The organism is Hymenobacter glaciei (assembly GCF_039539585.1).
Taxonomy (GTDB): Bacteria; Bacteroidota; Bacteroidia; order Cytophagales; family Hymenobacteraceae; genus Hymenobacter; species Hymenobacter glaciei.
In genome coordinates this window covers 154,011-179,411 of record NZ_BAABDK010000017.1, presented here as the reverse complement: position 1 = coordinate 179,411, position 25,401 = coordinate 154,011, and the positions used below count along the sequence as shown (strand labels likewise).

The following is a 25,401-nucleotide window of genomic DNA, read 5'->3' as shown; positions in this document are numbered from 1 at the left end:
CAGCAGAAGCCCACCAAGCCCCAGCGCCAGTAGCCGCCGAAGTCCCCGCCACCGCAGGAGCCCGCGCCCCGCCGGCTGCGCAAAAACAGAAGAACACCACTCCGCCATAGCAGCCAAAATTGGGCAGGATTCGGTGAAAAACCGGGGCTTCGGCCGAAACTACTGGTTTTCTGGGAGGGAGAATTACTGCTTTCCGGCGATTTCGCCGCATGGGGCTGGTATCCAACTTTGCATCATCAAATCACTCTCTTTATCAATCCCTTATCAACCCCATTTCTCATGAAAAATTTCGCCGCCTCCGCCTTCGTTGCCGCTTCCCTGCTGCTGGGTAGCACCGCCGCTTCGGCCCAAACCAATGCCCTGAAAGTAAACCTGCTCAGCCCCCTGTTCAAGACCGGCTCCTTCTTCTACGAGCACAAGCTCAACGACGCCAGCAGCCTGCAGCTGGGCGGCCTGTTCACGTACTGGGGCTTGGGCGACACCAAGATTTCGGGCTTTGCCATCACCCCCGAGTACCGCCGCTACCTCTCCAACGAGACGCAGGCGATAGAAGGCTTCTACGTGGCTCCCTTTCTGCGCTACCAGAACCTGGGCCTGAGCATGCAAACCACCACCTTCGACGGCACCCAGGCTACTGCCAAAGCCACCCTCAACACCATTGGCGGCGGTGTGGTAGTGGGCCACCAGTGGATTTACCGCCAGCGCGTTACACTCGACACCTTCTTCGGGCCGTCCTACAATTCCAACTTCACCGAGCTGAAAACCAGCGGTGGCGAGAGTGCTGACAGCTTCGATGTGGGCTCGTTTAAGGGCTTCAGCCTGCGCACGGGCATCACGCTGGGAGTTGCTTTCTAGCCCACTACCTCCCTGCGCCGTCCTTTTCCTTTCCCAACCAGCCCTCCTTTTTTCTGCTCCGGGCTAGGCCGCTGCTACCGGCGGCCCGCGCTTTGGCCCTTCCTTTTAATCTTCTTCAGCTTCAACGTCATGCTTTTCGCTAAACTCCTGCTGGCTGTGGCCGGCTGCGCCATTGCTTCGGCCTCCGTTGCCCAAACGCTTCCCGAGTCGCCAATCACTCCGGCCCCGGCCGTTTCCAAGTGGCAGGTCTACGCCGAGGCGGGCCCTTCGGCCAGTCGTTTCGTCAACTACTCGCACGGTACCACTACCCTGGAGCCCGGGGGCAGCACTTCACCCTATTACCGCGAGTTCAAGGTCGACAACACGGTAGCAGCTTTTGCCGATATTAAGGCCCTGCGCTACCTGACGCGGCACCTGGTGTTTGCCGGTTCGGCCGGGCTCGACATGCAGCAGCTGGACTTCAGCACCACCTGGCGGGCCACCATGCCGGGCTACCCCGGCGGCGGTTCCGGCGAGCGGGTGGTGCGCCTGCTCACCCGGGTGCGCCTCGATGCCGGCCTGCACGCGGCCCTGGGCCTCGGCCGAGCGGGCCAGCTGCTGCCCGGGGTGTCGCTGGGCCAGCTGGTAAGCGTATCGAAAAACGGCTTTAGCTACTCCATCGTGCAGCCCGAACTGTGCTACGCGGTGGGCCCGGTGCTGCTTTCGGCGCGGGCGTCGTTTATGCCCTACAACACCACAATTCCCGACATCGACGCCGTTGCCCGGCGCGACGACCGCGCCGTGGTGGAGCGCGAAGAGTACCGCATCAGCGAGTTTCGGCTCGGCATTGGGGTGAAGCTGTAGGGCGGAGTTTACGGAACATTATCATGCGCTTAGCTGAAGGTAGTTTTGGCTGGTGGAGCATGAATGGGAATTATCTTGACAGGGGCAAGCAACTAAAAAGGCCGGCAAGCAATCAGTTGCCTGGTGGCTGTTCCACACAGCCTTTTTATTCTTTTTCACGCTGCCCCATGAAAAACCTCCTACAGCGCCAGTGGGCCATGTCCGGTCTACTGGCCCTAGCTGCTTCAACCGCGCTTCAGGCGCAAACCTGGCACTGGGCCAGTGCCCCCACTGCCATCATCGACCCTGCGCCTGCGGGCGCACCTGGTGGCTCAGCCATTGTCGCCACCGCTTCGGATGGAGCGGGTAACACCATCGTGGCCGGAAATTTCTACGGCAGTCTGACCCTGGGAGCCACTACGCTCATCAGCGCGGGCCACACCGATGTATTTGTGGCCCGCGTGGGTCCCAACGGCGAATGGTTGCAGGTAGCGCAGGCCGGTGGGCCGAGCGAGGACCTTGTGAGTGGCCTGAAGCTGGATGCAATGGGCAATGCAGTTGTCAGCGGCCGGTTTGGGAACCTGGTTACGGGTGCCAGGGCGAACTTTGGCTCGCTGGTGCTCACCAGCGCGGGCAGTACCGATGCCTTTGTGGCCCGCCTCAGCCCCAGCGGCCAGTGGACGCAGGCGGTGCGGGCCGGGGGCTCGGGCAACGACGAAGCCAATGCCCTGGCCCTCGATGCGGCCGGCAATGCCGTCGTGGCGGGCAGCTTCCAGGGCAGCACCAGCTTTGGCTCGACTACTCTGGCTGCTGATGGCGTGACGACGGCCGCATTCGTGGCGCGCCTCAATCTGGATGCCGGCACCTGGACGCAGGCCAGCCAGAGTACCTGTGCGTTCAGCGCCGTGCCCTTCCGCAACTTGGTAACCGCGGTGGCGCTCGATGCGGCCGACAATGTGGTGCTCGCCGGGCAGTTCGATGCCAATACCCGCTTCGGCTCGCTTGCCCTCACCAATACGTTGGGCGGTACGTCGGCCTACCTGGCCCGGCTCAGCGCCAGCGGGCAATGGACGCAGGCCGTGCAGTTGAACAACAACAACCGCAATGCTCCGCCACCGGTCATCAACGCGCTAGCCGTCGACGGGGCTGGTACCGCCACCGTAGCGGGCATATTGGTAGAAACCGTGGCTTTTGGCTCCAGTACCCTCACCAGCGCGGGTGGCTACGATGTATTTGTAGCCCGCCTCGATGCGGCCGGGCAGTGGACGCAGGCCGTGCGCGCCGGCAGCCCGGCCAACGACATTGCCCGCGCTTTGGTCCTCGATGCGGCAGGTAATGCTACCGTGGCGGGCCTGTTTGGCGTCTACAGCAGTGCAAGCGCAACCACGGCCATGTTTGGTACCCTGCCAATTACCAGCAGCGGCGGGATGTACGACGTATTTGTGGCCCGGCTCAGCGCCGGTGGGCAGTGGACGCAGGCCGTGCGCGCCGGCGGGGCGGGCAACGACGAAGCCAATGCCCTGAGCCTTGATGCCGAAGGTTCTATCACCGTGGCGGGCTCCTGTAGCAACCCCGCCACCTTTGGCAGCACGATGCTCAGCGGCACCACCAGCCACGCCATGGCGTATATGGCACGCTTTGCCAGTACGGTGCTGGCCACCAATACCCCCGCGTCGGCCGAAGCCTTTGCCCTGGCTCCCAACCCCACGGCTGGCCTCGTGCAGCTGAGCTGGCCCGACGCCAGCGCAGCTACGCGCCGGGTACAGCTGTTTGATGCGCTGGGCCGCGAGGTGCGTCGCCAGCAGCTGCCGGCCCACACCCGCGCCACTACGCTCGATGTAGCCGGCCTCACGCCGGGCCTCTACGTGGTGCGCTGCGGCACTTCCACCAACCGGCTACAGGTGGAGTAGTCAACCGCTGTTTTGCAAAAAGCCCCCGCATCAGTAGTTGCCTTGTCCTTACCCAAAACTGCGGTCGTTGCTCCGGTCCGACCGCCCTAGGCGGTCCGACCGGTTGTTGGCGGGACAAAATCGGGGGTTCTTCAACCGGTCGGACCGCCTAGGGCGGTCGGACCGGACCGGTCAAGTGCCGCCAGCAGGCAGGCAAAGAGTTTTGGGTAAGGACAAGGCATCAGTAGTTGCGGGGGCTTTTATTTCCAATAAAGCCAGTATGCGTTACGCTTGCTTCATTTCCTTTAAGTGCAGCAGCATGTCGGCTGTCATCTTATTGAGGTCGAAATCGGGCTGCCAGCCCCAGTCCTGCCGGGCCTTGGCATCGTCGATGCTGGCGGGCCAGGAATTGGCGATTTGCTGGCGGCCATCGGGCTTGTAGGTGACTTCAAACCCGGGCTCGTACTGCTGGATACTGGCCTTGATTTCGGCCGGCGAGAAGCTCATCGCGCCCAGGTTGTAGCTGGTGCGCACCTTGATTTTCTCGGCCGGTGCGTGCATGAGGTCCAGCGTGGCCTTTAGCGCATCGGGCATGTACATCATCGGCAAGTAGGTGTTTTCCTCAAGGAAGCACTCGTAGTTTTCGCCGGCCACGGCCTTGTGGTAAATGTCGACGGCGTAGTCGGTGGTGCCGCCGCCGGGCAGGCTCTTGTAGCCGATGAGGCCGGGGTAGCGCAGGCTGCGCACGTCCAGGCCGTGCTTGCGGTGGTACCACTCGCACCACTGCTCGCCGGCCAGCTTGCTGATGCCGTACACCGTGTTGGGGTTCATGATGGTGACCTGCGGCGTGTTTTCGCGCGGGGTATCGGGCCCGAACACGGCAATGGAGCTGGGCCAGTACACCTGCGCCACGCCGTGGGCCACGGCGGCCTCGAGCACAATGAGCAAGCCGTCCATGTTCAGCTGCCAGCCGAACAGCGGGTTCTTCTCGGCCGTGGCCGATAGCAGGGCGGCCAGGTGGTAAATCTGCTTGGGGCGGTACTGCCGGATGAGCTTGTCGAGGCGCGAGCGGTCGAGCACGTCGAGCAGCTCGAAGGGTCCACCGGCCAGCATGTTGGGGTCTTTGGGCGGGCGCACGTCGGCGGCAACTACCAGGTGGGGCTCGTAGCGTTGGCGCAGGGCGGCTACCAGTTCCAGCCCAAGCTGGCCGCAGGCGCCAATCACCAGCACGGAGCCGGGTAATACAGAAGTTTCAGTGTCGCCGGGAGTGGTGGCCATGCGGGAAATTAGAAATAGGTGAACGGTGGGATGAGCACAAAGATACCGGGACCTTCGCCGCCGCGGGCACCGTTTTGCCCACAACGGTGTTGAGGCGCCTTAGTTACACCAATCGTGGCTGCCTATGCCCCCACAACCTATGCTTTACACGCTGATTTATCGCAGCCAGGCCTCGCGGGCAGTGCACGAAGTAACGCTGCCGCCGCTGCTGCGCAAGGCCCGCCTGCACAACGAGCGCGCCCGCCTCGGCGGACTGCTGCTGTATGCCAACGGTGAATTTATGCAGGTGCTCGAAGGCCCCGAGCCCGCCCTGAGCCAGCTGTACGCCCGCATTCAGGCCGACCCGCGCCACTACGCCGTGCGCACCCTGGCCTACGGCCCCATTGCCGAGCGGGCCTTCCCCGACTGGCGCATGGCCTATGCCCCGGCCGACGCCAAGGCTCTGGAGAAAATCACCGGCTTTATGCCTTTAAAATCTGCCCCGGGCCTCGCGCCGCATCCGGTCGAGGATGTAGCGCTGCTGCTGCACAACTTTGTGCAGGGCGTGGCCTACGACGAGTAGCACCCGGCGTGTCGGCTACTGCCCGGCGGTATCTTTGGGGCCATGAAGGTGCGTTTGCTGCTATTGAGTTTTGGCGTCTGGCTGCTTGCAAGTGCGGCGGCCCACGCCCAATCCGTAGCCCCGCCCCGCTACCGCAACCTCGTGATGGAGGGCGGCGGCATCCGGGGCATTGCCTACGGCGGGGCCTTGCTGGAGCTGGAGCAGCGCGGCGTGCTGGCCGGCCTCACGCGGGTGGGCGGCACCTCGGCCGGGGCCATTCAGGCGGCGCTGCTGGCGGTGGGCTATTCGGCCCAGGAAATTATTGACGTGGTGAATGCCACGCCCGTGCAGCGGCTCAACGACGGCCGGTTCATCTTTTTCGGGGGCACGCACCGGCTCATTACCCAGTACGGCTGGTACCGGGGCGACGAGTTCAGCACCTACCTGGGTGAGCTCGTGGCCCGCAAAACCAAAAACGCCCACCTCACCCTGGCCGAGCTGCACACGCTGGCCCAGAAAGAGCCCGCGCGCTACCGCGACCTCTACACCACCGGCACCAACCTTACCCAGCAGCGGGTGCAGGTGTTCAGCTACGAAACCACGCCCACCATGCGCGTGGCCGATGCCGTGCGCATCAGCATGAGCATTCCGCTCTACTTCCGGGCCGTGCTGCTCGATGCCGAGAACAAGGTCATCAAGGGCGACCCCGCGCCCGGCCAGCCCGTGCAGGTACTCGTCGATGGGGGCCTGATGGCCAATTACCCGGTCGATTTGTTCGATTTCCCGCGCTACCTGCCGGCGGGCCCAGCTGCCGCGCCCGATGCCCACGGCCGCGTCTTCAACCCCGAAACCCTGGGCCTGCGCCTCGACCGCGCCGAGCAGATTCCGCTGGATGGCACGCCCGCCGCCCGCCGGCAGCTTGCCCCCTACGACATCACCGATTTCAATACCTACATGGGCGCCCTCTACACCGTAGCCCTCGAAAACCTCAACCCCGTGCAGCCCGGCGACTGGCGGCGCACCATCAGCATCGACTTCCTGAATTTCAGCCCCAAAATCAAGCGGATTTCGGATGTACAGAAAAAGCAGCTGATGGACAGCGGCCGCAAGGGCGCGCAGGCGTTTTTTAGCCGTAAAAACTAAATCCGCACAACAAAAAGGCGTTGCCCACCAGGTGGGCAACGCCTTTTTGTTGTGCGGATAATTCGGCCCAGCGTTTAGGCAGTGCGGAAGCCAGTGGCCTGCCGGATGCTGCGCTCGTTGCCAGTAGCGGGGTCGGCATACGAGTGGTCGCCCACTTCTACCGACAAGCGCTTGCCCACCAGTTGCTTGGTGTCGAGGTCTTTGCCTGCTTCGGGCTTGATGCCTACTGCGGAATACAACTGGAGAATGATGGGGTGACCGGCTTCAGAGTTATAGAAGCGCTGCGATACGAACCCGTCTTCGTTCTCCATGTGAGCAGCAAAAAACGGTACGTTCTGGTGCTCACTCACACCTTCTTCAATGGCGGTAATTTCGACGGTGTGGCGGCCATCGGGGAGGAAGCCTTTGTCCTGGCCTTTGTCAACTGCAATTTTCATATGGCTAAATTTATTGGGAGTTTAAAACTAATTATATTAGCTTAACGAGCCTGCGGTTTCAAGGTTTCGTTGCAAGCACCAAAAATTTGGTTTTTGGGCTTGTTAGTGCCTACTGGCTTTGCTCAGCCATTTATTCCCCTAAGCCTTACGGCTTGCGGTGGTTCGCATACTTGCCAAAAACTGGAACAGAAAGCCATTGCCAGCAACCCAAACCGAGCGCATTTCGGATGTGCAGAAAAAGCAGTTGATGGACAGTGGCCGCAAGGGCGCGCAGGCGTTCCGGGGGCGGCAAGCAAAGGAGTACATTTCGGGCCGATGGTGCAGCCCGCCAACCGGCAGTCGCGGAATAGCGGCTGTGGATTAAGCAGGCGGTGCGCCCTGCAATGGGGCAGATGGTTGCGACATCGGACCGAACCGGCGGCTACCTCTTTTCCCACAGTTCGGGGTAGTATTGGGGGCACACACAATAGCGGTTGTCCTGAGGTGGGTCGATGATGCGCGATTCCTGTAAGGCCAACTGCTGCTCTACGGCTTCGGCAGCGGCTATGGTAGCGGCAGTTACCTCATAGGGGTTGTTGAGGTCCCGTATGGCCAGCATCAAGCGCGGCTCGGGCAAGTCATAGTGCCAGGCACTTACTTGCTGTCCTGCCACCGTCAGCAGGCCGGATGGCAACGCTATAAGTTGCGCGCTGAGAGGTGCCCACGTGCCCAGTTGGGCCAGCAGGCGGCGTAAATCTGCAGCGTCGACGTAGCGCAGGGCCGCTAGTAGCTGGTCGCCGTCGTTGGAATGGGCCCCGTAGGCTTTACAGAACCGGAAGTAGCGCAGCCGCTGAACCCAGGTGCTGAGCTCGGCCGGCGGATGCCCTTGAAAAAGGTAGTCGCGCCAGTGAGGGTCTTGGGTATTGTGCATAGCCATAGCACAAAGGTGCACCGGCAGCAGCAGCCGGCGGAGGCCCATTGGTCCCTTCGACCCGGTATCTTTGGCTTCTTCACTCTTTACTTTTCTAGCCCCACCCATGTACGCTACGCTCCAGCCCGACCTTACGCAGCAGCTTCAGGAAATCAAAGACGCCGGCCTTTTCAAAAAGGAGCGCATCATTACCTCTCCCCAGGCGGCCGAAATCGACACCACCGAAGGCACCGACGTGCTGAACTTTTGCGCCAACAACTACCTGGGCTTGAGCTCGCACCCCGAGGTAATCCAAGCGGCCAAAGACACGATTGATTCGCACGGCTACGGCATGTCGTCGGTGCGCTTCATCTGCGGCACGCAGGACATTCACAAGGAGCTGGAAGCCAAGCTGGCTGAGTTCCTGGGCACCGAAGACACCATCCTCTACGCGGCGGCTTTCGACGCCAACGGCGGGGTGTTTGAGCCGCTGTTCAACGAGCAGGACGCCATTATTTCCGATGCCCTGAACCACGCCAGCATCATCGACGGCGTGCGCCTGTGCAAGGCCCAGCGCTACCGCTACGCCCACAACGACATGGCCGACCTCGAAAAGCAGCTGCAGGACGCCGTGGCCAAGGGCACGCGCCACCGCATCATCGTCACCGACGGCTCGTTTTCGATGGACGGCACCATCGCGCAGCTCGACAAAATCTGCGACCTCGCCGACCAGTACCAGGCCCTGGTAATGGTGGACGAGTGCCACAGCAGCGGTTTCCTGGGCAAAACCGGCCGCGGCACCCACGAGTACCGCAACGTAATGGGCCGCGTCGACATCATCACCGGCACGCTGGGCAAGGCGCTGGGCGGGGCCATGGGCGGCTTCACCTCGGGCCGCAAGGAGATTGTCGACATGCTGCGCCAGCGCAGCCGGCCGTACCTGTTCAGCAACACGCTGGCCCCGGCCATTGTGGGCGCCAGCCTGCGCGTGCTGGAGCTCCTGACGGAAAGCACCGAGCTGCGCGACCGCCTCGAAGAGAATACGAAGTACTTCCGCGCACAGATGACGGCTGCCGGCTTCGACATCACGCCCGGCGAGCACCCCATCGTGCCGGTTATGCTCTATGATGCCAAGCTGGCCCAGGAATTCGCTGCCAAAATGCTCGACGAGGGCATCTACGTGGTGGGTTTCTACTACCCCGTGGTGCCGCAGGGCAAGGCCCGCATCCGGGTGCAGTTGAGCGCGGGCCACACCCGCGCGCACCTCGACAAGGCCATTGCCGCCTTCAAAAAGGTAGGCCAAGAATTAGGAACCCTCAAAGACAAAGCGGCGGAAGCTGACGCGCCGCAAGGCACTCAGGTAGTGACAAACACGCCCTGAAGCGTAGGCTAACCGCTTCGTGTAGCTGCGAAACCCCGCTCCGGTACCTGCCGGGGCGGGGTTTTTCGTGTTGGCCCAGGCTGCGTGCTGCCAGCTCAACTGCTCCACCTTTACCAGGCTTGCCCTGCTCGCGGTGGGCTGAGCTGTGCTGCGACAGTTGCTGTAAGCGAGTGCAAGTGGTCCACAGCAAGCGCGGATATGAGCAGCTCTAAAGTCGACTATTGCATATAGGAAAGATAGTATCTTTAGCGCCCCGCCTTTGCCAACTCTACCCGATTCATGGCCGCCCTGCTTCCCGATTTCGAGCACGACATCTTCATCAGCTACCGCCACAACGACGACCTGGCCGACGGTTGGGTAACCGAGTTTGTGGCCCGCTTGCAAAACCAGCTGGCGGCCACTATCAAGCCCCGGCTGAGTATTTATTTCGACAAGGACCGCAGCGAAGGCCTCGGCACTACGCACATGGTGGGCCCCAGCCTGGAGCACCGCCTGCGCTCCTTCATTCTGATTCCGCTCATCTCGCAGACCTACTGCGACACCTCGAAGTTTTCGTGGCGGCAGGAGTTTCTGCCCTTTCTGGAGCAGGCCCGCGCCGACCGGCTGGGCCTGTACCTGAACCTGCCCGGCGGCAACGTGGGCTCGCGCGTGCTGCCCGTGCTCATCAACAACCTCGAACGGGAGGACGAGCAGCTGCTGAAAGCCACGCTGGAAGGCCATTTGCGCAGCATTCGGTTCGTGTACGAGGAGCTGGGCGTGAACCGCCCGCTGAGCGCCAAAGACGACGACCAGCCCCTGGCCCCCGGCGGCCTGCTCTACCGCAACCAAATCAACCGGGTAGCCACCGCCATCAAGGAGCTGGTCGCGGCCGCGACGTTGCCGGCCGTGTCGGCTCCGGCCGCTCTGCCGCTGCCGTCTGCCGCTGTGCCCGTGGCGATTCCGGCAGTTGCCTCAGCCGTTTCGGTGACTGCTCCGGTGGCTGCCCCTGTTGTTGCCCCAATGGTTGCGCCGGCAAGTGCCGCGGCCACTGGCCCGGTGGTGTTTCTGGCCTGGACGACGGATAAGCTGCTGCTGCCGCGCCGCGATGAGTTGGTGCAGGTGTGCACCCAGGCCGGGCTGGTGGTGGTGCCCACGGCCGACTGCCCGCGCGACGACGACGAATTCCGGGAGCGCACGCAGGAGGCGCTGGCTGCGGCCGGGTGCTCGCTGCACCTGCTGGGCAACAGGTTCGGCCGCTGCTTTGACGACGACTACGAATGCTCGTACGGCATGTACGCCTACCAGGAGGCCCGGAAGCAAGCGGCCGCCCGGCCTGGCTTCCGGCAGTTTATGTGGCATTGCCCCGACGCCGCCCAGCCCGTGCAGGCCGCTCAGGAGGTCTTCATCAACAGCATCCGCAACGAGCTCACCGGGCAATGCGTCTTCACCAACGCGCCCAGCGCCATGCAGCTGGTGGCCGACGTGCGCAGCACCCTGGCGCAGGCGCCTCCCTCGGCCCCGCCCGCCAACGAGGATGAGAAAACGGGCATTTGCTTTGTCTTTAATGAGCTCGATACCGAAGAGGCCAACGCCATCACCGACCGGCTGAGCGAGGAGTTTCCGCTGGATATCCTCACCATCGAACCCGACAGCGAGCAGGTGTACAAGGACCTGACGGTGCGCCGGATTCCGGAAAGCAAGCTGGCCGTGGTGTATTTTAAGCACAGTGCCGATTGGGCGTTGCCCTTCGTGAAGCAGGTGTGGCGGCTGGTGGGCGGGGCGGGCTCCACCACGCCCATTCTGTTTGTGGGCGAAGACGACCCGGCGCACAACAAGCTACATAGCTTCAAAGCCCCCAAGGTGATTTCGCGCATTCAGCCGCATGCGGGCGTGAGCGAGGAGGTGCGCCGGGTGTTCCAACAGCTCAACCAGCCTGCGTAGATGGACGCTTCGACCACCGATGCGCTGGCCCTGTTTGGCCTCGACGAGCCCATTTGCCCCTACACCGGACTGCGCACCTTCACCGAAGAAGAGGCTATTTATTTCCGGGGCCGCGAAACCCACGTAGCCAAGTGCCTGGCCCTGCTGGCCGAGCAGCGCTTTGTGATGATAACCGGAGCTTCGGGCGACGGCAAGTCGTCGCTGGTATTTGCGGGTATGCTGCCCGAGGTGCGCGCCGGTTTTGTGCGGGCACGCTACAGCAGCTGGGCCGTGGCCACGTTCCGGCCCGAGCGCAGCCCCCTGCACAACCTGGCCCGGGCGCTGGCCACGGCCCTGCGCCTGCCCAGCGCTGGCGCCGTCGAAACCGAGCTGGAGCACGGGTTTTCGGCGTTGGTGGAGCTCTATAAAACGTCGGTGCTGTGTCCGGCTTCGCTGCCGCCGGGCCTCTCGCCGGCCGAGGAGCGCCGGCACCAGCGCGGGGCCGCCAACCTGCTGCTGGTAGTCGACCAGTTCGAGGAGTTCTTCACCAACCCCGAAAACTACGACGGCGACACGCCCAACCCCGCCGCCCAAACCGTGGTGAACCTGCTGCTCGAAACCACCCGGCTGGCCCGGGTCGAGGGCCTGCCCATTTACATCGTGTGCACCATGCGCTCCGATTTTGTGGGGCAGTGCGCCGAGTTTCGGGGGCTGATTGAGCAGGTGGGGGCCAGCCAGTATTTCGTGCCCCGGCTGGTGCGCCACGAGTTCGTGGAAGTTATTCGGGAGCCGGCCCTGCTCAGCGGCAACCGCATCAGCGAGCGGCTGGTGCAGCGCCTGCTCTACGACATCGGCCACGGCCAGGACCAGCTGCCGGTGCTGCAGCACGCGCTACGCCGCATCTGGCTGGCCGCTAACGAGGGCCGCGAGGAAATGGATTTGCTGCACTACGCCATGGTGGGCGGGCTGAACGACGAGCTGCCAGCCGCCGACCAGGCCCGGTTTGCCGCGTGGCGCGCTGCGCTGCCGGCGCAGCAGCAGGCATTCCTGTTGGCCAGCCCCTCGCTGCACAACGTGCTCGATGCCCATGCCAACCAGCTTTTTGCCGAAGCCAACGAGCTGTATAACCGCGATTTCACGCCGCCGCTGCCGCCGGGCACTGCCGAGCGGGTGATTGAGCAGACGTTCCGGGTGCTGACGCGCACCGACGGCAAACGGGTGGTGCGCAACCGCCTGACCGGCGCACAAATCACGGCCATTATCGACGATGAAAGCCTGCCCTGGCCGGTGGTGTGCCGCATTCTCCGGCCCTTCCGCGCGCCCGGGGCCACGTTTCTGTCGCCTTTCCTGAACGAGGACGAAGACGACCGCGCCGTGCTGCCGCCCGACACCGTGCTCGACATCACCCACGAAAGCCTGATTCGGAATTGGCAGCACCTGGCCCAATGGGCCAGCGCCGAGGCCGCCGATGTGCGCATTGCCGAAAGCTTTGTGCAACAGGCCGACCGCTGGCAGGCCAACGGCGAAAGCGCCGGCTTTGTGCTGCCCATTGGCCTCTACACGTTTTTCGAGCAGTGGCACCGTGCCAAAAAGGGGGCGGCCAGCTGGCTGGCCTACTACCTCGAGCCCGGCCCCGATACCGCTCTGCGCCAGGAGCACGCCGCCACCCAGAATGCTACCCTCACCCGCTTCCTAAAGGCCAGCCGCCGCCGCCTGTGGTTTTCGCTGCTGGTGGCGCGCTACGGGGCTGGGCGGCTGGCAGGGGCCGTGTCGGCCGCTGTGCTGATAGTGGTGCTGGCGTGGGTGGCGTGCCTGTACCGCCAGCAGCAAACTGACTACGTAGCCTATCGCATTGTGCAGCAGTGTCTAACCCCGCAGGACAGTGGCAACGACAGTACCTCGGCCCTGCAGTCGCCCTACGTGGCGGTGGAGGATAAAGGACATTTTCTGCTCAACACCGACCGGCTGAAAGACCTGATTTACCAGCCGGTATTTGGGGGACGCCCGGCCAGCGAATACGCCTTCCCCCGCGTACTATCGGCCCTGAAAAACGATACCCTGGCCCTGGATATTGAGCTCAGCATGTACGCCTGCGCCAATAACATGGACCGCGACTCGATTGAGCGCGAAAACCCTTACATCCAGCCCATTCTGCGCGATTTGGTGCTGCGGCTCGACAGTGCCGGCCGGCGTCGGCTACCGCGGGTGGCGAGCCGGGCCGGGGCGCCGAGTGAAAAGCAGCGCCGGGAAGCCGTGCTGCGGGCTCGCACCATTATGGCGCTGTCGTACTATCTGGCCTGCGACCAGCAGCACCGCACGGCCGCGCCGCCCGATACGGCGCAGCGGGCCGCCACGCGGCAGTACTTCGCTGAAAAACGGAAGCAGCTGCTGCGCCAGCTGCGCAGCTACCTGTGGCGCGAAATCAACACCACGACCGGACCAGCTCCGCGCCCGGTAGCCGTGGGCTTTTGCCTACGCGTGCTGCTCGGACAGGGCACCGACAGCTCCGCGGAGCTGGCTTTCCTGGATGGCCTGAGTCCGTTTGGCCCGCCCGCCGCCCGCCAGCAGTTCGAGCGGTTCTTTCCGCTCTCGCCCACGCCGTATGCCGGCACCAGCAAGGCTACCCACAGCGGCGGCTACCTCACGGCGGCCATGCTGTTTGCGGCTCGCCGCCAGCCCGCTTTGGTGCGGCAGTGCCTCGACAGCATGAGCCGGCTGCGCCCGCGCATCATCGATGTGAACAGTGGCATCGCCCTGCTGCCTTACCTGGTGAAGTACCGGCTGCTGAAGCCGGCTACCGTGCGGCCGCTGCTGGAATCGTGCGCGCAGGTAGGCGGCTTTTCGTTTAATGAAATGTATGCCGCCACGGTATATAGCCTGCTGAGTGTGAAGCCTGTGCCGGCCATTTTTGAGGAGAGCCTGCCCACCGGCCCGGGCGACATCAGCAAGCAGGGCAGCACCCGCCTGGGGGGCTTCGACCCCGGTACGCAAAACGCAGACCGCGTCAGCTTCGCGCTGCCCGTAGCCACCCGCGACTCGGCCTGGGCCGCCCTGCAGGCTGCTACCCCCGGCATCGCCCACAACCAGACCATCTTCATCGAAAGCGAAGAGCATGACTTGGCCAACGGCATCAAAGAAGAATATTACGACCAGCGCAACGAGCTTTTTCTGACGGCTTTCCTGGCCAAGATGCACGGCGTGTACCTGGCCGAAATCAAGCGCCGGCCCTCGGAAGCCGCGCAGTCGTTCGCCACCTTCAGCAGCAAGCTGACCGCCCTGCAAAAGCACCTGCAGAACCGCCAGGCCCCGCGCAACGTCGCTCCGCAGATTCGCCGCAATGCTCATCAGCTCAATACGCTGCAATGGAACCTGGGCGTGCCGCAGCAGTTGCCGCCCACCACGGGCACCACGCGCTACAGCACTGGGGCGCAGGACCCGATTACCTTCCTGCGCCTGCCGACCCGCCCCAAAACGCTGGCCTTCGAAACGTATTACACCTGCTCGTTCAATACCTTTTTCCACTACGAGCTGCAGCACGAGGCCCGGGCTAAAAAGCCCGACCCGGCCGTGGTGCAGCTCCTCGACAGCGTAGCCTTTGTGGAGGCGGCTTTGCCCGACCGGTTGTCCACTACCCGCGTCAACTCGCTTTTTGCCGAAGCCCTGGCCCGCCCCAAACGCCACCTGCCCAACCTGGCCTGGATACGCGCCGTGGCCCGCACGCGCGTCTCCTTGCCCAACGACAGCCTGCGTCGGCAACGCAACGGCCTGCTGCTCAAGATTGAGGAAGCTCTGCGCGACCATGACCAGCTAAACGACACCCTGGCCATTTCGCGTCTGATACAGGTGGCGGGGCAGGACTCCGGGCCGGCCGACTTCAGCACCATTCCCTTGAAAGTGGCTTTCTCGGACCTGGCCGCAGCCGTAGCGCACGAGGGGCGCATGAAGCAGGCGTTTGCCCTGGCCGATACCCTGGGCGAGCCGATGACGACCATCACCAAAATAAGGGCCGGCGAACAGGCGATGCTGACGAATAACCGCAGCGATGAGGCCCAGATGGCGCTGCTGACTTTTTTGCAGCAATACCTTTTCGATAAGGCCGGCACCATCGATGCCCGGTTTATAGGGCGGCATGTGGGCAAGCCTCAACCAGTGGCGGGCAGCATTATCCCCCTGTTTTACTGGCAACCGTTCACGGTTGACTTGCTGCACTGGTTCGTGCCCGATGCCGGCCGCATTCTGAACAATCAGCTCAGCGCCGGCGAAGTAACGACCGATGCGGGCCTGTACGCCATCTGCAAAGGCCACAGCCTGGCCGACGAGGGCAGCAAGGCGCTGGAGCAGATTCCAGCCTACGAGCCGGCCCACTTTCGCCAGATTGACTACAACTACATCCTACTGGGCATTGCTCACCTCAACGACCGACGGAACAGCCCCAGCCTGCGCGCGCACGACCGCAACGGCTGGCGCGAGTACGATGAAGCCGAGCTGACCCTGCCCGCCGACTACGACGGCCCGGTGGAATAAACCACCGCCGTGGTTCCATCTGCAACTACGCCGACAGGGCTGTGCTGTCGGCGGTGGGTTGGGGCTGCTCGGGCGTACTCAGTAGCCACTCGTGCAGTAGGGCGCGCAACTCGCTGGTGGGCAGGTTGCGGTGCACCTCGCCGTGGCGCACGAGGCTCATGGCCCCGGTTTCTTCGCTCACCACCAGCACCACGGCGTCGGTAATCTCGCTCAGGCCAATGGCGGCGCGGTGGCGCAGGCCCAGCGAGGCCGGCACGTCGGGGTTTTCGCTCACCGGCAAAATGCAGCGGGCGGCCTGCAGGCGGCCGTTGGCCACAATTACGGCCCCGTCGTGCAAGGGCGAAGTTTTATTGAAGATGGCCAGCAGCAGCCGCTTGCTGATTTCAGCATCAAGCCGGTCGCCGGAGTCGGCAAAGGGGGTGAGGTCGGAGGACTGCGTGAAGCAGATGAGCGCGCCGGTAAGCTTATTGGAGAGGCTTTTGGCGGCTTCCACGAACGGGCCCACAGATAGTGGAGCAGCCTCATTGGGGCGGCCCCAGGTCCAGGCGCGCATGCGCTCGATGGCGGTGGCCTTGCCCACGTTCAGTAAAAACCGCCGAATTTCCTGCTGAAACAGAATGATACTGGCCAGCACGCCCACGCTCATAAACTGCCCCAGAATTTTGGTGAGCAGCTCCATGCCCGTGGCCTTCACCACCAGGTAGAGCAGGTAGAACGACACCAGCCCCAGCGCCACATTCAGCGCCACCGAGCCGCGCAGCAGCTTGTACAGCTGGTAGAGCAGCACTGTCACCAGCAACACGTCGGCCGCGTCAATCCAGCCGAAATGCAGGAAGTTGATGGGGAAAGGGCCGGCCATGGCGGTGGGAGAAAGAGAAAAGGAATGGAAGACGGCTGTCATCCTGAGCGCAGCGAAGGACCTTATCAAGCCTGAGCCAGTTGAGTCACTGCAAATCGTTCATCGGTGAATAAGGTCCTTCGCTGCACTCAGGATGACAACAGTAGTTATGCCACAGTTGCATGCCGTGCCCTTGTTTTGTCAAATTACGGCCTTTATTCCGCCAATGGAAAGGTGTTGGCAAATAAATCGACGGTTTGCCGGGCTTCGGCCACGTCGTGGGCGCGCAATAATCGGGCCCCGCCTTGCAGCGCCACCATGTGCAGGGCCGTGGTTCCATTCAGGGCCGCCTCGGGCCCCAGGCCTAACGGGCCGTATACCAGTCGCTTGCGCGAGAGGCCGGCCAGCACGGGCAGGCCCACCGCCTGCAGCTCGGGCAGGCGGCGCAGCAGCTCGTGGCTTTGCGCAGGCGTTTTGGCGAAGCCGAAGCCGGGGTCGAGCAGCACATCGACCACGCCGGCTGCGCGCAGGGCCACCAGCCGGTCGCGGAAGTAGCGCAGCAGCTCCAGTACGATATCGCCGTCGTAATGCGTGAGCTGGGCCATGGTTTGGGGAGTGCCGCGCAGGTGCATCAGCACGTAGGGTACGCGCAGGCGGCCCACCGTGGCAAACATTTCAGCATCGAGGGTGCCGCCGCCTACGTCGTTTACCAGGTCAGCGCCGGCTTGCACGGCTGCTTCGGCCACCCCGGCCCGGAAGGTATCGGCGGAGAGAAAGGCGTCTGGAAATTCCTTGCGCAGTAACTCAACGGCGGGCAGCAGGCGGCGGGCCTCTTCGGGCTCGGGAATATCGTCGGCGCCGGGGCGGGTGCTGTAGGCACCCAGGTCGAGCACGGCCGCGCCGGCGGCGAGCATGGCCTCAGCGCGGGCCAGCAGGTCGTGCTCGGAGGCCACGCGGCTGCCGGCAAAAAACGAGTCGGGCGTAAGATTAAGAATGCCCATCACCTGCGGCCGGCGCAGGTCGAGCAGGCGGCCGTGGGGGCTGCGTAGGGTATGAGGGTAGCAGGGAAGGTGGGTGGGAGGGAAAGCAGACATGAACAGAACTAAGCGGAACCAGGGCTCAATATCCATAGCCGGGAGCGAACTTGCGGCGGAGATAAATATTTGGCTGAAACCCCTCACACCTTCCTGCCCTCATACCCTCCTGCCCTAACTTGACTACTCCCGAACACTACGACCTGCTGCTGGCCCGCTGCCGCACCCTGTTTTTGGCTAAAACCCACGACTACGGCACGGCCTGGCGCATTCTGCGCCTGCCGTCGGTCACGGACCAGATTTTTATTAAGGCCAACCGCATTCGGACCATTCAGGAAACCGGCGTGCAGCTCGTGGCCGACGACGTGAACGAGGAGTTCGTGGCCATCATCAACTACTGCCTCATTGCCCTGATGCAGCTGCACTTGCCCAAAGAAACCCCGCTGGACATGGCCCCCGAGGCCGTAGCCACGGCCTACGACCACGAAGCCGCCGAAAACCGCCGCCTGCTGCTGGCCAAAAACCACGACTACGGCGAAGCCTGGCGGCAAATGCGCGTGGCCAGCATTACCGACCTTATCTTGATGAAGCTGCACCGCGTGAAGCAGCTCGAAGACATTGGCGGCGCGGCCCTGGTGAGCGAAAGCGTGGAGGGCAGCTACCGCGACATGCTGAACTACGCCGTTTTCGCGCTGATTTTGCGCGGGGAGAAGTAGAGGCGTCTGTCATCCTGAGCGAAGCGAAGGAACTCCTCACGGCTGAACATCTTGCAGTAAATCAATCAGGCGCAGCGGTGACAAGGTCCTTCGCTCTGCTCAGGATGACAGGCCCGGGCCACAACCCATTACCTTGTCCGCGCGTTTTGCCCGCAGCTTACCTTTGCTCTCTATGTCTGTTCCCAGCTCTGTTATCGCCGTTGCTCCCGCCTCCCATCCGTTGCGTACCCTCACGCGGGTATGTTGGTTTTTGCTGGGGGCCTTGTTTATCTTCTCGGGCCTCATCAAGCTGAACGACCCGGTGGGCACGGCCTACAAGCTGGAGGAGTACTTCGAGGTATTCGCCACCGACCTGCCCAGCATCGGCGGGTTCTTTTTGTGGCTAAAAGGCAGCGCCCGCACGCTGTCCATCATCCTGAGCTCGCTCGAAGTTATTCTGGGAGCGGCGCTGCTGCTGCGCTGGCACCTGCGCAAAACGTTGTGGGCGCTGCTGGCGCTGCTGGTGTTTTTCACCTTCCTCACGTTTTATTCGGCAGCTTTCAACAAGGTGACGGACTGCGGCTGCTTTGGCGATTTTATCAAGCTCAAGCCCTGGACGTCGTTTTTCAAAGACCTGTTTTTGCTGGTGCTGTGGGGCGTGGTGTTCACGCACCAACGCTTTCTGCGCCATGCGTTTGTGCAGGGCATTTTTGGGGTGATGACCATGACGTTTGTCACGGCCATTGCCATTGGCATTGGGGTGCGGGCACTGGGCCACCTGCCGTATTTCGACTTTCTGCCCTACAAAGTGGGCAACAACATAGGCCAGCTGATGAAGGCCCGGGCGCCCATGCGCTACAAGTACGTCATGGAAAAGGACGGCAAAACGCAGGATTTCACCACCTACCCCGACTCGACCTGGACCTACAAAAGCATGGAAACCCTCAACCCCGAGGACGGCCCCAAAGTCACCGATTTTAAGGTGTGGAACGACGAGGGCGACTACACCCCCGAACTGCTGCGGGGTAACAAGCTCGTGCTCATTATTCAGGACGTCGACAAAGCCGACCGCGACCGGTACGCCCTCATCAACAAGCTACTCGACGATGCTAAAGCTTCGCGTCGGGGCATCACGCCGTTGGTCATCACCAGCAGCAGCCCGGCCGAGTTCGACGTGTTCCGGCACAGTGCCAACCTGGCCGTGCCCTTCTACTACGCCGATGCCACCGTGCTCAAATCTATCATCCGCTCCAACCCCGGCTTCCTGCTGCTGAAGGATGGCGTGGTGAAGGGCAAGTACCACTACCACGACATCCCCAGCATTGGCAAGGTAGAGGAGAAGCTTCAGTAGGACGCAGCCTTTGCTGCGTCGGGCGTAGGCGCGCCGCTATTTATCGTTCACCGATTGACGCAGCAAAGGCTGCGTCCTACTTATGCTTCCCTTCATCCTCCGTCGCTTAGCGCAAGGCCTGCTTGTATTGGTGGGTGTGGCGTGCACGGTGTTTCTGCTGTTCAACGTGCTGCCCGGCGACCCGGCTGCGCTACTGGCCGGCCAACGTAGCGACCTCGCCACCAAGGCCGCCATCACCGCCGACCTGGGCCTCGACCAGCCGCTGCCTGCCCGCCTGGTGGGCTACCTGAATGATATTTCGCCGCTGGGCCTGCACCCCGCCGACTCTGCTGGCCGCGCCCGCTATGGCGGCTTCGCGCTGCTACCGTTGGGCAGCAAGGCGCTGGTGCTGAAAACGCCTTACCTGCGCCGCTCTTTCCAGAGCAACAAGGACGTGCTGCGCATTCTGCTCGATTACTTCCCCGGCACCATGTGGCTGGCCCTGGCCGCTATGCTCATTGCCAGCGTGGGCGGCATCACCTTCGGCGTGGCAGCAGCCCTGCGGCCCCACTCGTGGCTCGATAGGGTGCTGGTGAGCACCTCGGTGCTGGGCATTTCGGTGCCATCGTTCGTGGCGGCCATCCTCATTGCCGTCACGTTTGGCTTCTATTGGAGCCATTTCACGGGCCTGAGCCTTACCGGGCAGCTCTACGAAACCGACCCGTTCACGGGGGAGCGGCACCTGGTGCTGCGCAACCTGCTGCTACCGGCCGTGGCGCTGGGTATCCGGCCGCTGGCCATCATCACGCAGCTCACCCGCTCCAGCATGCTCGATGTGCTGAGCCAGGACTACATCCGCACAGCCCGCGCCAAGGGCCTGAGCCGCACCGCTACCGTGCTGCACCACGCCCTGCGCAACGCCCTGAACCCGGTAGTCACGGCCGTGTCGGGCTGGCTCGCCTCGCTTATGGCCGGCGCGTTTTTTATCGAATACATCTTCAACTGGAAAGGCTTGGGTACCGTCACGTTGCGGGCCGTCGAGAACCTCGATTTTCCCGTGGTGATGGGTGCCACGCTGTTTGTGGCCGCGCTATTTGTGGTCATCAACATTGTGGTCGATGTGCTCTACGCCGTGCTCGACCCCCGCGTGAAGCTGGGATAACTGCCGCCGGAATGGAGCGTCATGCCTCGGCTGCACTCGGCATGACGCTTTTTTAGTCCACCCACTTTCCCAAACTTTGAATTACCTCTCAACCGGCGAAACCCTGGTACCCACCGGCTCCGGCCATCTGAGCTTAGTGGGCCTGCCCGGCTCGGGCAAAACCACGCTGGGCCGCCAATTGGCCGCCCACTTTAACCGCCCATTCCTCGACCTCGACCTCGCCATTGAAGCCCGCACCGGGCGCGGCGTGCGTGAGATTTTTGCCAAGGATGGCGAAGCTGGTTTTCGGGATATAGAGTCGACGGTACTGCGGGCAGCGTTGGCTGCTGGTGGCCCGCCGCTGGTGCTGGCGACGGGCGGTGGCACGCCCTGCTTCCACGATAACATGAGCCTGCTCAACCAAGCCGGCCCTACCCTTTGGCTCGATGTGCCGGTGGCGGAACTGGCTGCCCGCCTCGCCCCCGAAGAGGTAGCCAAGCGGCCCCTGATGGCTGCTGCCGGGGGCGCGGAAGCTTGGCTGCGCGAAACCCTTACGGCGCGAAAACGGTTTTATGCCCAGGCGCGAGTACGCTGCTCGGTGGCCTGCACGCTGCCGGCCGTTGTGGCCCGGTTGGCGGGCGTGGGGTTTGCCCAGCCCGGCACATTGCCCCCCGCCTCGTAAATTTGTCCTTAGATTAGTTCTTTGTTCGTTAGCCTTATGCAGTCAATATCCACCGAAGAGCCTTTCGTAGCCCTGGCCCCTGCCACTGAAGCTGCCCCCGTGCGGCCTAAGCACAAAGGCTCGGCGCAGCTGTTCAAAAATCCGGTGCTGGAGCGGTTGTCGCACACCCACATCGCCCTGCCGGTGGGCATTTTTGCGGCTACTGGCATCGTTAGCATGTATTACGGCCTCACCCACGGCTTTATGTCGGGGGTGTCGGCGTTGGGGCTGTTCCTGGTGGGGCTACTGGCCTTCACGCTGGTCGAGTACCTAGTGCATCGCTACGTGTACCACATTCCGGCCACCACACCGGGCCGGGCCAAGTTCCAATACACCATGCACGGCGTGCACCACGAGTACCCCAAGGACAAGACCCGGCTGGCCATGCCGCCCATCATCACGGTGTTTGTGGCCTCGCTGCTGTTCTTTATTTTCCGGTTCAGCTTCGGTTCCTATGCCTTCGGGCTGCTGTCGGGCTTCACGTTCGGCTACGCCATGTACCTGTTCGTGCACTACGCCATTCATGCCTACTCACCGCCCAAGAACTTCCTGAAAGTGTGGTGGACGCACCACAGCCAGCACCACTACCGGCAGGACGAGGTGGCTTTCGGCGTGAGTAGCACGCTCTGGGACCACATCATTGGCACTATGCCCAGCAAGAAATAGGCTGGTCACAGCCTACAAAAAAGGCGCGGTTCCCAGATGGGAGCCGCGCCTTTTTGCTTTTGATGTTAGTATGAACTAGGGCCGCGGGCCGCGCATCTTGTTCACAATGAAGAACAACAGCGCAACGACGATAAATACGGCAATGATGCCCGTGTAGGCACCGGCCTTGAAGATGCTGCCAATTGCATCGCAGGCGGTGAGGGTAGTGGCCAGTGCAGCCAGCAACATAAACAGGGAAAACCGGGAAGCACTCATGGCGTGAAGAAAGAGGGTGAGGAAAGAATAACCGGGTAGCGCCGCTGCCCCGGTAGGCCTGATACTGTGCCGGCTGCTAAAAGGTTGAGTTGGCCGCCGCTGCCCCGACTGCTGCCGTAATTTGGGGCATGAGAAAATGGTTGTTTCTGGGGTGCCTGGGGCTGTTGGCCGGGGCGGCCCGCGCCCAAGCGCCTGTGGCCGCTTCACACCTTGATGTTGCGGCCCATCAGCAGAGCGTACTCAAGTTTCAGGCAGACCTGAATGCCGAATTCCGCAACCCGCAGGAGTCGCCGCTGTCGGCGGCCGAGCGCCAGGCGTTCACCGGCTTGCCTTTCTACCCCACCGACTACCGCTACTACGTGGAGGCCACGCTGGTACGCGATTCGACGTCCCAGCCATTCGCCATGCCTACCAGCACCGCTCGGCGGCCACTGTACCGCAAATACGGCGAGTTGCGCTTCGTGCTCGATGGGCAGCCCCAGCACCTCAGCGTCTATCAGCCACTGGAGTTGCTGAAGCGCCCCGGCTTCGAGGATTACCTGATGGTACCCTTCACCGACAGCAGCAACGGGCACGGCAGCTACGGCGGTGGTCGCTACCTCGACCTGCGCCTGCCACCTGTTGGGGCCCGCGTGATGCAGCTCGATTTCAACCGCGCTTACAATCCTTTCTGCGCCTACAGCTCCGCCTATTCCTGCCCCGTGCCACCCGCCGAAAACCGGCTGACCGTAGCCATCCCGGCTGGCGTGCGCAGCAGCCACTGAAGCAGCAGAACGGGGTAGGGGCGGGGCTTGCCCCCGCCCGCCATTGAACGATTCGGAAGAGTCGTCCAACGACGGGCGGGGGCAAGCCCCGCCCCTACATCGTTCTGTATAATTACCAACTGCCACTGGCACCGCCGCCGCCACTGCTGCCGCCACCAAAGCCGCCGAAGCCACCACCTCCGCCGCCGCCAAAGCCGCCACCACCACCACCAAAGCCTCCGCCGCCAAAGCCGCCCCCGAAGATGATGGGGGGGATGAACCCCCCGCCGAAGCCGCGGTTACCGCGCCCACCGCCACCGCCCCGGTTGCGCAGCATGGTGAACACCACGACCAACACGATGATAATGGCCCAGAAGGGTATACCCGAGCCCGAGCTGTCGCGCCGCCCCTGGGGCCGGGCATCGGCGGGGTCGGCCTGGTATTCACCCTTGGCCAGGGCAATGAGTTGGTCGGTACCCCGGTCGAGGCCGGCGTAGTACTGGTTCTCGCGGAAGGCTGGCACCAGCGTGTTGCTGATAATGCGCTTGGCCATGGCATCGGGCACCGCGCCTTCGAGGCCGTAGCCGGTTTGGATGCGGGCCTGGTGCTCCTGCTGGGCCACCAGAATCAGAATGCCGTTGTTCTTGCCCTTGCGGCCAATGCCCCAGCTTTCGTAGAGCTTCTGCGCGTAGTCGGCAATATCCTCGCCGTCGAGGTTGGCCACGGTTACCACGGCAATCTGCGAGGAGGTGCTGTCGTTGTAGGCCACCAGTTTGCGTTCCAGCGTCTCAGCCTCGCCCGGCTGCATCAGGCCGGCCAGGTCGTTGACGAGGCGCGGCGGGTTGGGGCGTGGCGGCAGGGTTTGCGCAGGGGCAGCAAAGCTGGCCAGCAGTGCCAGTAGTATTAGTAACCGGGGCCACCACTGCGGCGCACTCAAAGCCTGTGCGGGGGTATTCACGGCGGGCCGCGTCAAAGTAGCGGCGTCAGCCACGGGAGTTTTCATGCGTCGGATGACGGTTTGGGGCCGCCGAAAGAAATGGCATCGTCGAGCTCGTTCTCGTCGGTAGCCGCATTGTAGGGGAAGTAGCGCTTGAGCTGCTCGCCCACCATCTTGATGCCGCGCTCGAGGCCAACCACGTACTTCTCGCCCCGAAAATGTTCGAGCACGGCTTCCTTGGTCGCTTCCCAGAAATCATCGGGCACGGCGGCATTGATGGCAGAATCGCCAACCACTGCAAACTGCCGGCTCTGCCAGGCCAGGTAAAACAGCACGCCGTTGCGGGCGGCCGTTTTGTGCATGTTCAGCTCGCTGAACACCTGCGCGGCGCGGTCGAGGGGCTCTGGGGTGGGGCAGGTGTCCTCCAGGTGCACCCGGATTTCACCCGAAGTCTGCACCTCGGCCGCACGAATGGCCGCGACCAGGGCCGCATCTTCGGCGGGAGTAAGGGGAGATGTCATCAGCTAACAGCTAATAAGGGAGTTAACGATGAGCAGCTAACAGGACATCAGCCGAACCGACGGTCATGTTAGCTGCTCAGGGTTGCTTGAGAACTGGATTTAGAACTGCACCGTTGGCGCTTTGCTCGCAGCGGGGTCGGCCTGGAAGGGAATTTTTTCCTTGAAGCCAAACATGCCCGCAAACAGGTTATTGGGGAAAGAGCGGGTGTAGGTGTTGTATTCGGTGGTGAGGGCGTTGAACTTGTTGCGCTCCACGTTGATGCGATTTTCGGTGCCCTCGATTTGCGACTGCAACTCCTGAAAAGCCGCGCTGGCTTTCAGCTCCGGGTAGTTTTCGGACACGGCCAGCAGCCGGCCCAGGCCCTGGGAAAGCTGGCTTTGGGCGGCCTGAAACTTCTCGATGTTTTCGGGGGTGAGCTGGTCGCCGCTTATTTGTACGGAGCTGGCCTTGGCACGGGCTTCGATGACGCTGGTGAGGGTGCTTTGCTCAAACTTGGCATTGCCTTTCACGGTGTTCACCAGGTTAGGAATCAGGTCGGAGCGGCGCTGGTAGGCGCTTTGCACGTTGGCCCACTGGCCTTTCACGGCGGCGTCGCGCTCAACCATGCCGTTGTAGCCGCACGACGACTGGGTAAGCAACAGGGCCAGGCCCGCGAAATAGAGAAGAAAACGTTTCATGTTGAAAAAGAGAAGGGGTTTGTTGTTTGGTTGGGAAGAAAGAAGCGCCGGCCCATTGGCCAGCCTGAAGGGTGAATCGAAACCCGGCAGCCCCGCTTACGGTTGAGCCCGGTGCGGCAAAGTACGCAGCTTAGCCCGAGTAGTTGTAGCTTGCTGCGTAGCTGGGTACTGGCGGCCCCGCTCG

Annotated in this window: 23 protein-coding genes; 14 read left to right on the top strand and 9 right to left on the bottom strand. The window is 62.8% G+C overall.

The features are described 5' to 3' along the window. The first annotated feature begins 279 nt into the window (after positions 1 to 279). From ABD837_RS11560 to ABD837_RS11550, 3 genes are all read left to right on the top strand, one after another. The gene (locus tag ABD837_RS11560; protein WP_345054395.1) at positions 280 to 855 is read left to right on the top strand and encodes a DUF3575 domain-containing protein; all 576 of its coding nucleotides are present in this window, start codon (positions 280 to 282) and stop codon (positions 853 to 855) included. A 129-nt stretch (positions 856 to 984) separates the two neighbouring features. Continuing rightward, the gene (locus ABD837_RS11555) at positions 985 to 1,698 is read left to right on the top strand and encodes a hypothetical protein (RefSeq protein WP_345054393.1); all 714 of its coding nucleotides are present in this window, start codon (positions 985 to 987) and stop codon (positions 1,696 to 1,698) included. Between the two features lie 167 nt (positions 1,699 to 1,865). Next, entirely contained in the window at positions 1,866 to 3,587 is a 1,722-nt protein-coding gene (locus ABD837_RS11550; protein ID WP_345054391.1) for a T9SS type A sorting domain-containing protein, read from the top strand. Positions 3,588 to 3,851: 264 nt separating this feature from the next. On the opposite strand, the gene ABD837_RS11545 is transcribed toward ABD837_RS11550, so the two are convergent. Further along, a complete protein-coding gene (locus ABD837_RS11545) occupies positions 3,852 to 4,844 on the bottom strand; it encodes an NAD-dependent epimerase/dehydratase family protein (protein ID WP_345054389.1) in 993 nt (330 codons plus the stop codon). 139 nt (positions 4,845 to 4,983) lie between these two features. Here ABD837_RS11545 and ABD837_RS11540 point away from each other — a divergent pair, with 139 nt between their 5' ends. Continuing rightward, the gene (locus ABD837_RS11540; RefSeq protein WP_345054387.1) at positions 4,984 to 5,406 is read left to right on the top strand and encodes a BLUF domain-containing protein; all 423 of its coding nucleotides are present in this window, start codon (positions 4,984 to 4,986) and stop codon (positions 5,404 to 5,406) included. Between the two features lie 42 nt (positions 5,407 to 5,448). After that, positions 5,449 to 6,528 carry a patatin-like phospholipase family protein gene (locus ABD837_RS11535; protein ID WP_345054384.1) on the top strand — a complete coding sequence of 360 codons (1,080 nt, stop codon included), beginning with the start codon at positions 5,449 to 5,451 and terminating at the stop codon, positions 6,526 to 6,528. Between the two features lie 74 nt (positions 6,529 to 6,602). Here the strand turns inward: ABD837_RS11535 and ABD837_RS11530 are convergent, their stop codons facing one another. Both ABD837_RS11530 and ABD837_RS11525 read right to left on the bottom strand, forming a co-directional pair. Continuing rightward, positions 6,603 to 6,965, bottom strand: a complete 363-nt coding sequence (locus ABD837_RS11530) for a hypothetical protein (RefSeq protein ID WP_345054382.1) — start codon at positions 6,963 to 6,965, stop codon at positions 6,603 to 6,605. A 421-nt stretch (positions 6,966 to 7,386) separates the two neighbouring features. Next, entirely contained in the window at positions 7,387 to 7,875 is a 489-nt protein-coding gene (locus tag ABD837_RS11525) for a TVP38/TMEM64 family protein (protein WP_345054379.1), read from the bottom strand. Between the two features lie 106 nt (positions 7,876 to 7,981). Between ABD837_RS11525 and kbl the strand changes: the two genes are divergently transcribed. From kbl to ABD837_RS11510, 3 genes are all read left to right on the top strand, one after another. Beyond that, a complete protein-coding gene (gene kbl / locus ABD837_RS11520; protein ID WP_345054376.1) occupies positions 7,982 to 9,235 on the top strand; it encodes a glycine C-acetyltransferase in 1,254 nt (417 codons plus the stop codon). A gap of 279 nt (positions 9,236 to 9,514) precedes the next feature. Continuing rightward, the gene (locus ABD837_RS11515; protein WP_345054374.1) at positions 9,515 to 11,155 is read left to right on the top strand and encodes a TIR domain-containing protein; all 1,641 of its coding nucleotides are present in this window, start codon (positions 9,515 to 9,517) and stop codon (positions 11,153 to 11,155) included. Then, positions 11,156 to 15,658: an ATP-binding protein gene (locus tag ABD837_RS11510; RefSeq protein ID WP_345054371.1), complete on the top strand. Its 4,503-nt coding sequence runs from the start codon at positions 11,156 to 11,158 to the stop codon at positions 15,656 to 15,658. It abuts the gene before it with no gap. A 25-nt stretch (positions 15,659 to 15,683) separates the two neighbouring features. Here ABD837_RS11510 and cdaA read toward each other — a convergent pair whose 3' ends face one another. Continuing rightward, positions 15,684 to 16,517 (bottom strand): diadenylate cyclase CdaA, encoded by an 834-nt coding sequence (gene cdaA, locus ABD837_RS11505; RefSeq protein ID WP_345054368.1) that lies wholly within the window; start codon positions 16,515 to 16,517, stop codon positions 15,684 to 15,686. A gap of 194 nt (positions 16,518 to 16,711) precedes the next feature. Further along, positions 16,712 to 17,590: a dihydropteroate synthase gene (gene folP, locus ABD837_RS11500; RefSeq protein ID WP_345054365.1), complete on the bottom strand. Its 879-nt coding sequence runs from the start codon at positions 17,588 to 17,590 to the stop codon at positions 16,712 to 16,714. 119 nt (positions 17,591 to 17,709) lie between these two features. Here folP and ABD837_RS11495 point away from each other — a divergent pair, with 119 nt between their 5' ends. The 5 genes from ABD837_RS11495 (at position 17,710) to ABD837_RS11475 (ending at position 22,083) form a co-directional block, all read left to right on the top strand. Then, positions 17,710 to 18,246, top strand: a complete 537-nt coding sequence (locus ABD837_RS11495) for a DUF1599 domain-containing protein (protein ID WP_345054362.1) — start codon at positions 17,710 to 17,712, stop codon at positions 18,244 to 18,246. Positions 18,247 to 18,418: 172 nt separating this feature from the next. Next, positions 18,419 to 19,576 (top strand): BT_3928 family protein, encoded by a 1,158-nt coding sequence (locus ABD837_RS11490; RefSeq protein ID WP_345054359.1) that lies wholly within the window; start codon positions 18,419 to 18,421, stop codon positions 19,574 to 19,576. An 82-nt stretch (positions 19,577 to 19,658) separates the two neighbouring features. Continuing rightward, positions 19,659 to 20,717 (top strand): ABC transporter permease, encoded by a 1,059-nt coding sequence (locus tag ABD837_RS11485; protein WP_345054356.1) that lies wholly within the window; start codon positions 19,659 to 19,661, stop codon positions 20,715 to 20,717. A gap of 76 nt (positions 20,718 to 20,793) precedes the next feature. Further along, positions 20,794 to 21,378 (top strand): shikimate kinase, encoded by a 585-nt coding sequence (locus ABD837_RS11480; RefSeq protein ID WP_345054354.1) that lies wholly within the window; start codon positions 20,794 to 20,796, stop codon positions 21,376 to 21,378. A 36-nt stretch (positions 21,379 to 21,414) separates the two neighbouring features. Further along, on the top strand, positions 21,415 to 22,083 hold the full coding sequence (locus tag ABD837_RS11475) for a sterol desaturase family protein (RefSeq protein ID WP_345054351.1): 669 nt from the start codon (positions 21,415 to 21,417) through the stop codon (positions 22,081 to 22,083). 75 nt (positions 22,084 to 22,158) lie between these two features. On the opposite strand, the gene ABD837_RS11470 is transcribed toward ABD837_RS11475, so the two are convergent. After that, positions 22,159 to 22,338: a hypothetical protein gene (locus ABD837_RS11470; RefSeq protein WP_345054349.1), complete on the bottom strand. Its 180-nt coding sequence runs from the start codon at positions 22,336 to 22,338 to the stop codon at positions 22,159 to 22,161. 128 nt (positions 22,339 to 22,466) lie between these two features. On the opposite strand from ABD837_RS11470, the gene ABD837_RS11465 reads away from it, so the two are divergent. Then, positions 22,467 to 23,102, top strand: coding sequence for a DUF1684 domain-containing protein (locus ABD837_RS11465; RefSeq protein ID WP_345054346.1), 636 nt, complete (start codon positions 22,467 to 22,469; stop codon positions 23,100 to 23,102). A 112-nt stretch (positions 23,103 to 23,214) separates the two neighbouring features. Here the strand turns inward: ABD837_RS11465 and ABD837_RS11460 are convergent, their stop codons facing one another. The 3 genes from ABD837_RS11460 to ABD837_RS11450 form a co-directional block, all read right to left on the bottom strand. Next, positions 23,215 to 24,084 carry a TPM domain-containing protein gene (locus ABD837_RS11460; protein ID WP_345054343.1) on the bottom strand — a complete coding sequence of 290 codons (870 nt, stop codon included), beginning with the start codon at positions 24,082 to 24,084 and terminating at the stop codon, positions 23,215 to 23,217. Beyond that, the gene (locus ABD837_RS11455) at positions 24,081 to 24,539 is read right to left on the bottom strand and encodes a TPM domain-containing protein (RefSeq protein ID WP_345054341.1); all 459 of its coding nucleotides are present in this window, start codon (positions 24,537 to 24,539) and stop codon (positions 24,081 to 24,083) included. The genes ABD837_RS11460 and ABD837_RS11455 overlap by 4 nt, the downstream gene beginning before the upstream one ends. Before the next feature lie 99 nt (positions 24,540 to 24,638). Further along, positions 24,639 to 25,217: a LemA family protein gene (locus ABD837_RS11450; protein WP_345054338.1), complete on the bottom strand. Its 579-nt coding sequence runs from the start codon at positions 25,215 to 25,217 to the stop codon at positions 24,639 to 24,641. Between the last annotated feature and the right edge of the window lie 184 nt (positions 25,218 to 25,401).

Excerpts from the sequence above, each read along its gene's own strand:
- ABD837_RS11545 (WP_345054389.1), bottom strand. The coding sequence starts at position 4,844 with ATGGCCACCACTCCCGGCGACACTGAAACTTCTGTATTACCCGGCTCC.
- ABD837_RS11535 (WP_345054384.1), top strand. The coding sequence starts at position 5,449 with ATGAAGGTGCGTTTGCTGCTATTGAGTTTTGGCGTCTGGCTGCTTGCA.
- ABD837_RS11540 (WP_345054387.1), top strand. The coding sequence starts at position 4,984 with ATGCTTTACACGCTGATTTATCGCAGCCAGGCCTCGCGGGCAGTGCAC.
- ABD837_RS11450 (WP_345054338.1), bottom strand. The coding sequence starts at position 25,217 with ATGAAACGTTTTCTTCTCTATTTCGCGGGCCTGGCCCTGTTGCTTACC.
- ABD837_RS11465 (WP_345054346.1), top strand. The coding sequence starts at position 22,467 with ATGAGAAAATGGTTGTTTCTGGGGTGCCTGGGGCTGTTGGCCGGGGCG.
- ABD837_RS11560 (WP_345054395.1), top strand. The coding sequence starts at position 280 with ATGAAAAATTTCGCCGCCTCCGCCTTCGTTGCCGCTTCCCTGCTGCTG.
- ABD837_RS11525 (WP_345054379.1), bottom strand. The coding sequence starts at position 7,875 with ATGCACAATACCCAAGACCCTCACTGGCGCGACTACCTTTTTCAAGGG.
- ABD837_RS11485 (WP_345054356.1), top strand. The coding sequence starts at position 19,659 with ATGCTTCCCTTCATCCTCCGTCGCTTAGCGCAAGGCCTGCTTGTATTG.
- ABD837_RS11475 (WP_345054351.1), top strand. The coding sequence starts at position 21,415 with ATGCAGTCAATATCCACCGAAGAGCCTTTCGTAGCCCTGGCCCCTGCC.
- ABD837_RS11550 (WP_345054391.1), top strand. The coding sequence starts at position 1,866 with ATGAAAAACCTCCTACAGCGCCAGTGGGCCATGTCCGGTCTACTGGCC.
- ABD837_RS11555 (WP_345054393.1), top strand. The coding sequence starts at position 985 with ATGCTTTTCGCTAAACTCCTGCTGGCTGTGGCCGGCTGCGCCATTGCT.
- ABD837_RS11490 (WP_345054359.1), top strand. The coding sequence starts at position 18,419 with ATGTCTGTTCCCAGCTCTGTTATCGCCGTTGCTCCCGCCTCCCATCCG.
- ABD837_RS11470 (WP_345054349.1), bottom strand. The coding sequence starts at position 22,338 with ATGAGTGCTTCCCGGTTTTCCCTGTTTATGTTGCTGGCTGCACTGGCC.
- cdaA (WP_345054368.1), bottom strand. The coding sequence starts at position 16,517 with ATGGCCGGCCCTTTCCCCATCAACTTCCTGCATTTCGGCTGGATTGAC.
- ABD837_RS11515 (WP_345054374.1), top strand. The coding sequence starts at position 9,515 with ATGGCCGCCCTGCTTCCCGATTTCGAGCACGACATCTTCATCAGCTAC.
- kbl (WP_345054376.1), top strand. The coding sequence starts at position 7,982 with ATGTACGCTACGCTCCAGCCCGACCTTACGCAGCAGCTTCAGGAAATC.
- ABD837_RS11455 (WP_345054341.1), bottom strand. The coding sequence starts at position 24,539 with ATGACATCTCCCCTTACTCCCGCCGAAGATGCGGCCCTGGTCGCGGCC.
- folP (WP_345054365.1), bottom strand. The coding sequence starts at position 17,590 with ATGTCTGCTTTCCCTCCCACCCACCTTCCCTGCTACCCTCATACCCTA.
- ABD837_RS11460 (WP_345054343.1), bottom strand. The coding sequence starts at position 24,084 with ATGAAAACTCCCGTGGCTGACGCCGCTACTTTGACGCGGCCCGCCGTG.
- ABD837_RS11530 (WP_345054382.1), bottom strand. The coding sequence starts at position 6,965 with ATGAAAATTGCAGTTGACAAAGGCCAGGACAAAGGCTTCCTCCCCGAT.
- ABD837_RS11510 (WP_345054371.1), top strand. The coding sequence starts at position 11,156 with ATGGACGCTTCGACCACCGATGCGCTGGCCCTGTTTGGCCTCGACGAG.